Here is a 9,799-nt window from a genome sequence, read left to right as displayed (position 1 = left end):
TTTTAAAACCTTGAGTATTTTATCGTAATTTGCTTGAAAGTTGTGCATATGAATTATAGTGTCGTAACTACAATTTACTGCCTTTTAGCAGTTTGCGCAACTTTTTCTAAATGCACAACGGGTATTTATAATCAATTCATATGAAAAATAACTACAATTAAAAAAGTAACCTTACCCCAGAAAGAGGTAAGGATACTGAACAAAATAGATTAGTTCTCTTCAGGACTATTGCAGGCTTCAGCAAATAATACAATTCTAATGATTTTTGATTCTGTAGTGTCTTCGTTTTTAACGTTAACAAAAACTATTTGTGGATTAGTGGTATTGAGATAAGAAGAGGAGTTTAATCTATTTATTTCTTGTTCTGCTTGTTCCTGAGTCTCATAAAATGATAATGAAAGTACAGCAGTAGTGTTTTCCTGGAATGAAAGAATACAATCTGTATAATTATCAAAAACAAATGCTGCAGTATGCTCTGAGTTGGGTATTTCACATTCTCTAAATTCAACATAATCACAAGCATTATCTACGTCACATTCTTTCTTAATCCTGTATTTTTTATCTCCATTGGATAGTTCTATAGTATCTTCTTCTATTATTATTGCTTTCCAATCAAAATTCCAATCTTCTGAAACTTCAGAATCTCCTTCAAGATGAATGTTGACATGTAATTCTTCTTCTAAAACTAATGATATCCAAGAAGTTCTATAGGCATTTCCGTTATCATAAAAAATTCCGGTACCATCTTCATAAAAATCTAGTAGAGAACTATTATACCTGGAGTTTTCTGTCAATGATGTTATTTTCCAAACACAATTTTTCTCCTCTAATACTCTATTACAATAATTGATGATTTCTGATTCGATACACTTTTCTATGGTTTCTTTTAATTCTTCATTGTCTTGTATACTAAATGTGCTACCATCGGCTAGAATAGTAGTAATAGGATAACTTAATCCTATGCCTCCTGTGTCATTTTCAACATTTCCAAGAAGTTCTACAAATTCCAAATTGTTATTTACTATCCGGCTATCTTCAATTTCTGAATCATCATTAAATAAGTATACATTAAAAGGATATATAAAAGTGACACAAATAGGTTCGGCAACATCATTCTCATTTTGAGATATGCTTTTTAATGAATTAAATAATGCTGATTCTGTATCAATTTTCTGAATATTATCAGGGAATAAATCAAAGGTTTCATTAGTACAAGAAATTATCGTGGCTAATGAGGTTATGGTTAATAAAACCAGTATTAAAAAAAATTTAAACTTTATCATAATCAAACTATTTTGGACCTATGTTGTATAGACTAACAAGTGCCAAAAGGTTGCGTGACCTTATAAAATGATTCTTGTAATAATTTGCTCTGATAGTATGTAAAATGCTTATGCCGCAAGACGATAAGTCTTTAGAATAATAACTTTAATATGCCAAAATAAGACTAGATTTGCGCTGAGATTACTCAAAATCAAGTACATCATGAGCTTCAATTAGTGATCGTAGCGCATTAATCTTTTTTTGGACTTTATTAAAAAAGAGATTTCTTTCTTTTTCTCCGGCAGTACTTAATAATTTGGAACCTTCTATCTGGGTTTTTATAAACTCTTCTGCCTGATCACACGTGATTACATCATTAGTTCTGTAATATGAAAGAATGGTGAAAGGGACATATAAGGACCTTTCTGAAGGGGTTTTTACTAAAACCGTATTATTCATCAGTAATAATTCATTATAATAAAACTTAAAAGTATCTTTTTGTGAAATCACTTTTTTGGCAATCGAATCAATCAACTTCTGAAGATCATTGCATATTTCTAAGACATCATCAGAAGAAAGAGAATTGGCTTCAAAATAGAAATGGATCTGTTTTAAGGTGCTATTTATTGTGGTGATATCCCATATTTCTATAGAGTTAAGATTATTATAGATGTTTCCAAGACGTTTTGCTGCTTCTAGAATAGACAGTGGTGGATTAAAAGAAGTAAATTTAACATCGTTAATTCCTGAATCCAGAATTTTTAGCCACACATACATTTTAAATTTTGACAATAAACTATCATCTGAGGTGTAGAAAATTGGTAAATCCTTTGCTGAATATATCATTTCTACATTTGGATTATTAACCAAGGGAGATAATGATTTATAAGAGTTTTCATAATATACCAGTAAACTCTCCATGTCAGTTATAGGTGCTGTTTTTTTTACTGCTACAATATGTTCGTCTTCATTAGAAAATAATTGATCAATAGAAAGACTAAAGTATTTAGCTAAGGATACGGCTTCCTCTAATGATAATTTACTTTTCTTGTTAGTTCTTCTGTGCGCAGCATCATAGCTTATATCTAATGCGGTAGCTACTTCATCAATCAAAGAGGTTTTAGGACCGATCTGTTTTTTAATAAGTTCTAGAAAGTTTTCTTGTATCATCAATTGGTTATTTAGCTAATCATAATGGGCAGTGTATCAAAAATAAACTAATTTTTGTGATTTTCGCAAAAAAATAATTTCACATTCGCGATTTATATCTTCTTAATTGTTTTTATCACAATAATTTTGACTTGTTGAATTTTAAAAACAAAAAGAATGAAAAATAGAATTTTAATAATCATTGTATTGTTGATTTCGATATCTGTAGTTGGTCAGAATAGAAAAACATATTTTCCAGCATGGACCTTTCATAGTAGTAATAGTGATATTATTGGATTATCGTTGGGAGTTGTTCCTAAGGATTTTCTTAATGAAAATAATACAACTTTGACCAGATCTTACGGCTTTAGACTAGAAGCTCCCGGATTAGGAGTGTTCTATTTTATGGCACCATCAACCCTTATTTCTGGAGGAGCAGATATGAAATCACTAACAGATCATGTATATGGGATTAATATTTCTGGAGGCAGTATAGGGGATATAGCTGTTGATGGCATCTCTGGAGCTTTGATGGGACAATATTTACAAAGAGTAAATGGAATTGCCTTTGCTGGAATAGGAAACTCTATAGAAGAACAACGAGGAATATCTTTATCCATTTATGGAAATGAAATGTATGAAGGTTTTGGAATCTCTGCCTCCGTTTTGGGAAATCAAACCTATTACTATACAGGAGTGCAAATAGGTGCTATAAATGATATTGAAGTAAAAGGAGTCGGACTTCAAATAGGACTTTTTAATAAAAGTACAGACCATAGAGGAATTCAAATAGGGCTATGGAACAAAAACGAAAAACGTTCCTTACCCTTTGTTAATTGGCAGTTTTCGAAGAAAAAAACAAAAATTAAGGAATCTTAGTTATGAAAATCACAAGCAATCTGAGTATAGAAGGAGATTATAAGTTTGAAGCATTTTATGTGCTTACAGGAAATTTGGTTGGGCTTATTCCTGAAAAAGGAGATTCGTTTACCCGTATCAAATTATTAAATAAAAAAACATTAAAAGTGAGTTTAATGAAATCTGGAGTTCAAAAAACTACCAAGTATATTAAAGGATCCTTGAGAGATGGAGTTTTTGATGTATGTGTCTCCAATCCATTGACGACTATAGTCTCGTTTATAAAACATTGGCGAACACAAAAAATAAATGTGCATTCTACTAGAGAGCAATTGTTAGTTTTTTTGTCTAAAACTGGGAATGTGAGAATTGGAATTTTTAAAGACAGTACATCACATAACAAAAAGTAATCCCTTTGAAGTAATAGTTATTACTTAATTAATTATCAATAATGTATTTGTAAACAGTAAGAGTCTTATTACTGTATGCGCACTCTTTTCTGTCGAATTTTAAAAATGAATAATTATGAAAAAAATAAAATTTTCTAAGGATGAAGGTTCTTTATTCTATAAAGAATTAAATGAAAGTATTAAGAATTATTTTGAAGAAAACAAGATCAATAAAACAGGAAACCAAAAGATGATGTTTAAGATAATAATGTATTTTGGGCTTGTGATGCTGTTTTATTCTTTGATGATTACTTCATCCAGTGTTTGGATATTTTTTGTTTTATATATTCTCTTAGGAATATCTGTTTTGTTAACGGCATTTAATGTCTCGCATGATGCTGCACATGGAGTAGCTGTCAAAAGTAAATTTTGGAATAAATTATTATTCCAATTAAGTTTTAATTTACAAGGAAACAATGCTTATGTGTGGGGTAAGAACCATAATGAATCACATCATTTGTATACTAATATAGAAGGAAGTGATATAGATGTAATTCATAACCCCTTAGTGAGAATGACTACGAGTCAGGATTTAAAGTGGTATCATAAGTTTCAGCATCTATACACTCCATTTTTATATCTATTGTATTCATTAAATTGGTTTTTGTTTAGAGAATTTTTAATGATTTTTAATCGCTCTAGCAGAACTATTAAAATTTCAATTCCGAAATGGGAGATTGTTAAACTTATTTTTTTTAAGGTATGTTACCTCTCTTATATGGTCGTGTTACCATGTCTATTGTTGCCATTTGATTGGCGCTTTGTTTTATTAGCATTTCTTTTTAATCATTTTTTAGTTTCTATAATTTTTACAGCAGTATTGGCGGTTTCTCATTTGTCTGACTATGTAGAACATCCAGAAACTGATGTAGAAGGAAGGCTAGCAATGAGTTGGCCAAAATTACAAATGTGCACATCGGTTGATTATAATGTAGATAGCTCTTTTTTGAACTGGGTTTTGGGTGGGTTTAATGCACATGCATTACATCATCTTTTACCCAATGTTTGTCACGTACACTATATTAAATTACTACCTATTTTTAGAAAATTAGCAAAAAAACATGGTATTATTTATATGGAAATGTCATATCTCGAAGCATTAAAATCACATTTTAGATTCTTAAAGAAAATGGGAGAACAAACAGAATTTAAACCTATGGCTTATGAAATCTAAACATATTTATAATCAATTACATGCCGATTTGTTGAAAACAATTCAGGTAGAAATAAATCAAAAGCTATCTTTTTGTCCGAAACGATTTAATAGAATACTAATCTTTAAATGCTTTGTTTATTTGATATTAACGATAATTACTTATGTTTCTCTTTATATGATTACAAATACGTTGTTGTTTATGGGGTGTTTTGTATTGTATGGGATAATATCATTGTTATTTGCGTTTAATTTTGCACATGATTTTTCACATAATACAATTTTTAAAAATAAGAAAGCAAATCATTACTTTTTCATTATTTTGTACACAATAGTAGGGGCTCATGCAGAGGCTTGGAAAGATAGACATGTAACATCACATCATCATGCACCAAATGTAGAAGGGTATGATACTGATTTGGAGATAACAGATTTAATAAGAGTAGTTCCAGAAAGCAGATTGAAAAAACATCATCGATTTCAGCATTGGTATGCACCTTTTTTATATACTACGTATTCTTTGTTTTGGATATTTGTAAAAGATTTTAAGGTCTTTTTTACTAGAAAATTGCCTGGGAAAACTAAAACTCTTCGCTATATGATATCTTTTTGGATGCAGAAAATGGTTTATGTATCATATTTAATTGTTTTACCAATAGTATTGAGTAATCAAAATTGGGGTATAGTATTGATTGGGTTTATCTTAATGCATTTAATACAATCAATCTTTTTACTCTTTACATTTTTTATGACGCATCATATCGAAGGAGTGGTTTATCCTAAAATTAATGCTAATGGCTTTATAAAAATTTCATGGTTAATGAATCAAATACAGAGTTCTAATGATTTTTATCCTTTTAGTAAAATAGCTAATTTTATTTTTGGAGGTTTTAATAATCATATTGCTCATCATCTTTTTCCACATATTCATCATGTCTATTATCCAGAATTAAATAAAATATTATATAAGGTTTTGATCAATAATAATATAATTCCGAACCAAACATCATATTTGGGCGGAATTAGGTCTCATTTATTGCATCTACGGCAATTAGGAAAAGCATAAAAGAAATAGTTTAATCAATAAAAAAGAGTCCTTAAAAATTTTTAAGGACTCTTTTTTATGATCATAATAAAAGAAAATTAATTTTCTTTTTTATCTCTACGAGGAGGTCTTCTGTCATCCTTTTTTCTATCACCACCTTCTGGTCTAGGAGGTCTAGGTAATAAAGCTTTTCTAGAAACCTTTTCCTTTCGTGTTCTAGAATCAATTCCGAAATATTTCACATCAAAAATGTCACCCATGTTTACAACATCGCTAACATTTTCTGTACGTTCCCAAGCTAACTCCGAAACATGAAGAAGTACTTCGTTACCTGGAGCTTCCATATACTCCACTACAGCACCAAAATCTAACATTTTGATTACTTTCACTTCATATACACTACCAACGGCAGGCTTGAACGTAATAGAATCTATTTTTGCTAATACAGCATCAATTCCTTCTTGGTTAGTTCCAAGAATTTCTACATTTCCTTCTTCGGTAACAGGATCTTCATTGATCACAATAGTAGTACCTGTTTCTTTTTGTAATTCCTGAATTACTTTCCCACCAGGTCCGATTAAAGCACCAATGTATTCTCCTGGAATAGTTTTGGTTACCATTTTTGGAGCATGAGCTTTTACATCAGCATTTGGAGTAGCAATAGTATCAGTAAGTTTTCCAAGTATATGTAAACGACCATCAGCAGCTTGCTTTAATGCATTTACCAGAATCTCATAAGAAAGACCTTTTACCTTGATATCCATCTGACAGGCAGTAATACCATCAGCAGTACCAGTGACTTTAAAGTCCATATCTCCTAAATGATCTTCATCACCTAAGATATCAGATAAAACAGCATAGTTTCCTGTTTCACTATCAGAAATTAACCCCATTGCGATACCAGAAACTGGTTTTTTTAATTGCACACCAGCATCCATTAATGCCATAGTACCAGAACAAACAGTAGCCATAGAAGAAGAACCGTTAGATTCTAATACCTCTGATACCACACGAACAGTATATGGACAATCTTCAGGAATCATTCCCTTTAATGCGCGTTGAGCCAAATTACCATGTCCTACCTCTCTACGAGAAGTTCCTCGAATAGGTCGTGCTTCTCCGGTAGAAAAAGGAGGGAAGTTATAATGCAGGTAAAAAGTTTCTTCTCCTTCATAAGAGGGCATATCAATTTGATTTGCTTCTCTGGAGGTTCCTAAAGTTACCGTTGCTAATGCTTGAGTTTCTCCTCTTGTAAAGATGGAAGAACCATGAGTTGAAGGTAAATAATCTACCTCACACCAGATAGGTCTAATTTCGTCGGTTTTACGACCATCTAGACGTAATCCTTCGTTGAGAGTTAAATCACGAATGGCAGCTTTTTCTGCTTTATAGAAATATTTTGATACCAGATCACCAAAATCTTCTAATTCTTCTTCAGAAAATGTAGCTGTTATTTCCTCTTTTATTTCTGAAAAAGCTAAACCTCGTTCTTTTTTAGAAGAACCTGCTTTTGCAATGGCATATACTTTGTCATAAGCCATTTCATGAATTTTCTTAGCTAGATCTTCATCTTCTCTTTCTGGATCATATTCTCTAATTTCTTTTTTCCCAAAGGCTTCTGCTAATTTAAGTTGAGCAGCACATTGTACTTTGATAGCTTCGTGAGCAAATTTTATAGCCTCCACCATTTCTTCTTCAGAAATCTCATCCATTTCTCCTTCTACCATCATAACAGAATCTGCAGAAGCACCGATCATCATATCAATGTCTGATTCTTCTAGCTGAGCTCTGGTTGGATTGATGATGAATTCTCCATTGATACGACCTACACGTGCTTCTGAGATAGCACACTCAAATGGAAAATCAGATAATTGTATTGCCGCTGAAGCTGCTAATCCAGCCATAGCATCTGGCATAACATTTTCATCATGCGACATTAACTGGATCATTACTTGCGTCTCGGCATGATAGTCTTTTGGAAAAAGAGGACGTAGTACTCGATCAACTAATCTCATTGTTAATACTTCACCATCACTTGGTCTTGCTTCTCTTTTGAAAAAACCACCAGGATATCGTCCTGCTGCAGCAAATTTCTCACGATAATCTACAGTTAAAGGAAGGAAGTCTACATCACTTTGTTTGTAATTTGAAACAACTGTACATAATAACATACAATTGCCGGATTGCACAACAACAGAACCATGAGCCTGTTTTGCTAATTTTCCGGTTTCGATAGAAATCTCTCTACCGTCACCAAGGTCGATGACCTCTCTATAAACTTTTGGAATCATAATTTTTTTGATTCTAACGTATCTGTCTTATCTAATACTATTATGACAATACGTTTCATTAAACATTGGTTTCCGTCTTACTCGGACGGACAAGGTTGTGTTGTTGTTGTAGTAATTGCGCGACCAATGAAAAACTAAGGCATGCATTCAAAACTTTTGGTAATGAATGTTTTTAATTTATAAATATAAAAAAAGAGGCACGTAGCCTCTCTTTTTTTTCAATTATTTTCTTAAATCTAATTCTTTAATAATTGCACGATATCTCATAATATCTTTCTTCTTAAGATAATCAAGTAGATCTCTACGTTTACCTACCAGTTTTACCAAAGAACGCTCAGTATTAAAATCTTTACGATTCTTTTTTAAGTGCTCTGTAAGGTGAGTAATTCTGTGAGTAAACAATGCAATTTGACCTTCTGCAGAACCACTGTCATTCTTTCCTTTACCGTGTTTTGCAAAAATCTCTTCTTTAACTTCTTTCGTTAAATACATTCCAATATTATTTAAATGATTTTTATGTATCGATAGCGCTTTGCTATCAGCGTGCAAATATAATATTTTTTGTATTAGAAATACATTTTATAGTAAAAAACATATTGAAATTAAACGTTTTGACAGATTTCAGGTCTTAATTCTAGTAACGTTAAAATTAAATATTATGAAAAGTAACTTAATTAGATTCAGTGTAATTGTCTTTTTTTCTATGCTTTTAGTTAATTGTGACAAAGATGAATCAGAAAATCAAACTTTACAATCTTTCAATGTAGAAGAGACAGAACTTAATGCCAAAGTAGATAATACTACAGAGGTAATAAGTGATATATTTTTACAAACATATGAACATGAAGAGAGTATTGTTAAAAGTCCTATTCATCCTTTTTTGCCAGAATGTGCTATGGTAACCATTGAGATAACAGACACTTCAAAAGAAGTGATCGTAGATTTTGGAACCGAAGGGTGTGAAGTGCGTAGTGGATATATTTTAAAAGGAAAAGTAAATATGTCTTATACTAGGAATGTCGATGCGATGACATTAGTCATTAATTATACTCTTGAAGACTTCTTTGTAAATGACATTCAGTTTTCTGGATCTAGAACGGTTACAAGACAAAAGGCAAATGATAATGGTAATCCTCAATATATTATGAATATGGATCTGGTAGTTACTTTTGCAGATGGTACAGAGGCGTCTAGAACAGGAACCAAAACCCGAGAATGGATTGAAGGTTCTTTTAATGGAAATTGGGGAGATAATGTTTTCTTAATTACAGGAGAGTGGGCAACTAATTTTAAAAATGGAAATATGCATAGTACAACCATTAAGACTCCATTACGTCGTGAAGCTGGTTGTAGATTCCTGGTAAGTGGAGTTGTAGACTTGGTAAGAACAAATTATAGTGGTTCATTAAATTATGGAGATGGATTGTGTGATAATCTGGCAATGTTTACAAGTTCTGATGGAGAAGAATATGAAATTGAGTTATGAGCTAAATCAGTTACAAGCATACTTAGAAAAACACCTATAGTCAAATAGGTGTTTTTTATTTGCTTTTATTTAGTTAATAGATTTTAGTTTATCCATTTACTATAG

At 31.5% G+C, this 9,799-nt stretch carries 9 protein-coding genes; 5 read left to right on the top strand and 4 right to left on the bottom strand.

Going from position 1 to position 9,799, the window contains the following annotated elements:
• Positions 1–209 precede the first annotated feature (209 nt).
• Positions 210–1,283, bottom strand: coding sequence for a hypothetical protein (locus FOF46_RS15740; protein ID WP_244299627.1), 1,074 nt, complete (start codon positions 1,281–1,283; stop codon positions 210–212).
• Positions 1,284–1,464: 181 nt separating this feature from the next.
• Positions 1,465–2,433: a helix-turn-helix domain-containing protein gene (locus FOF46_RS15735; RefSeq protein ID WP_143917109.1), complete on the bottom strand. Its 969-nt coding sequence runs from the start codon at positions 2,431–2,433 to the stop codon at positions 1,465–1,467.
• A 156-nt stretch (positions 2,434–2,589) separates the two neighbouring features.
• On the opposite strand from FOF46_RS15735, the gene FOF46_RS15730 reads away from it, so the two are divergent.
• The 4 genes from FOF46_RS15730 to FOF46_RS15715 all read left to right on the top strand — a co-directional run bounded on the left by FOF46_RS15730 (position 2,590) and on the right by FOF46_RS15715 (position 5,938).
• Complete coding sequence (locus tag FOF46_RS15730; RefSeq protein WP_143917108.1) at positions 2,590–3,291, top strand: LA_2272 family surface repeat-containing protein; 702 nt, start codon at positions 2,590–2,592, stop codon at positions 3,289–3,291.
• A gap of 2 nt (positions 3,292–3,293) precedes the next feature.
• Positions 3,294–3,680, top strand: coding sequence for a hypothetical protein (locus FOF46_RS15725; RefSeq protein WP_143917107.1), 387 nt, complete (start codon positions 3,294–3,296; stop codon positions 3,678–3,680).
• Positions 3,681–3,795: 115 nt separating this feature from the next.
• Positions 3,796–4,893, top strand: coding sequence for a fatty acid desaturase family protein (locus FOF46_RS15720; RefSeq protein ID WP_143917106.1), 1,098 nt, complete (start codon positions 3,796–3,798; stop codon positions 4,891–4,893).
• A complete protein-coding gene (locus FOF46_RS15715) occupies positions 4,883–5,938 on the top strand; it encodes a fatty acid desaturase family protein (RefSeq protein ID WP_143917105.1) in 1,056 nt (351 codons plus the stop codon). Before FOF46_RS15720 ends, FOF46_RS15715 begins: the two co-directional genes overlap by 11 nt.
• Positions 5,939–6,015: 77 nt before the next feature.
• Here FOF46_RS15715 and FOF46_RS15710 read toward each other — a convergent pair whose 3' ends face one another.
• Positions 6,016–8,208 (bottom strand): polyribonucleotide nucleotidyltransferase, encoded by a 2,193-nt coding sequence (locus tag FOF46_RS15710; RefSeq protein ID WP_143917104.1) that lies wholly within the window; start codon positions 8,206–8,208, stop codon positions 6,016–6,018.
• Between the two features lie 222 nt (positions 8,209–8,430).
• Positions 8,431–8,700: a 30S ribosomal protein S15 gene (gene rpsO, locus FOF46_RS15705; RefSeq protein WP_109438722.1), complete on the bottom strand. Its 270-nt coding sequence runs from the start codon at positions 8,698–8,700 to the stop codon at positions 8,431–8,433.
• A gap of 166 nt (positions 8,701–8,866) precedes the next feature.
• Here rpsO and FOF46_RS15700 point away from each other — a divergent pair, with 166 nt between their 5' ends.
• A complete protein-coding gene (locus FOF46_RS15700; protein ID WP_143917103.1) occupies positions 8,867–9,694 on the top strand; it encodes a hypothetical protein in 828 nt (275 codons plus the stop codon).
• The last annotated feature ends 105 nt before the right edge of the window (positions 9,695–9,799 follow it).

The organism is Aquimarina algiphila (assembly GCF_007489275.1).
GTDB classification, from domain to species: domain Bacteria; phylum Bacteroidota; class Bacteroidia; order Flavobacteriales; family Flavobacteriaceae; genus Aquimarina; species Aquimarina algiphila.
The sequence above is the reverse complement of the archived record's forward strand: the minus strand, read 5'-3'. Positions and strand labels throughout refer to the sequence as shown.

Excerpts from the sequence above, each read along its gene's own strand:
- FOF46_RS15730 (WP_143917108.1), top strand. The coding sequence starts at position 2,590 with ATGAAAAATAGAATTTTAATAATCATTGTATTGTTGATTTCGATATCT.
- FOF46_RS15725 (WP_143917107.1), top strand. The coding sequence starts at position 3,294 with ATGAAAATCACAAGCAATCTGAGTATAGAAGGAGATTATAAGTTTGAA.
- FOF46_RS15700 (WP_143917103.1), top strand. The coding sequence starts at position 8,867 with ATGAAAAGTAACTTAATTAGATTCAGTGTAATTGTCTTTTTTTCTATG.
- rpsO (WP_109438722.1), bottom strand. The coding sequence starts at position 8,700 with ATGTATTTAACGAAAGAAGTTAAAGAAGAGATTTTTGCAAAACACGGT.
- FOF46_RS15710 (WP_143917104.1), bottom strand. The coding sequence starts at position 8,208 with ATGATTCCAAAAGTTTATAGAGAGGTCATCGACCTTGGTGACGGTAGA.
- FOF46_RS15735 (WP_143917109.1), bottom strand. The coding sequence starts at position 2,433 with ATGATACAAGAAAACTTTCTAGAACTTATTAAAAAACAGATCGGTCCT.
- FOF46_RS15720 (WP_143917106.1), top strand. The coding sequence starts at position 3,796 with ATGAAAAAAATAAAATTTTCTAAGGATGAAGGTTCTTTATTCTATAAA.
- FOF46_RS15715 (WP_143917105.1), top strand. The coding sequence starts at position 4,883 with ATGAAATCTAAACATATTTATAATCAATTACATGCCGATTTGTTGAAA.
- FOF46_RS15740 (WP_244299627.1), bottom strand. The coding sequence starts at position 1,283 with ATGATAAAGTTTAAATTTTTTTTAATACTGGTTTTATTAACCATAACC.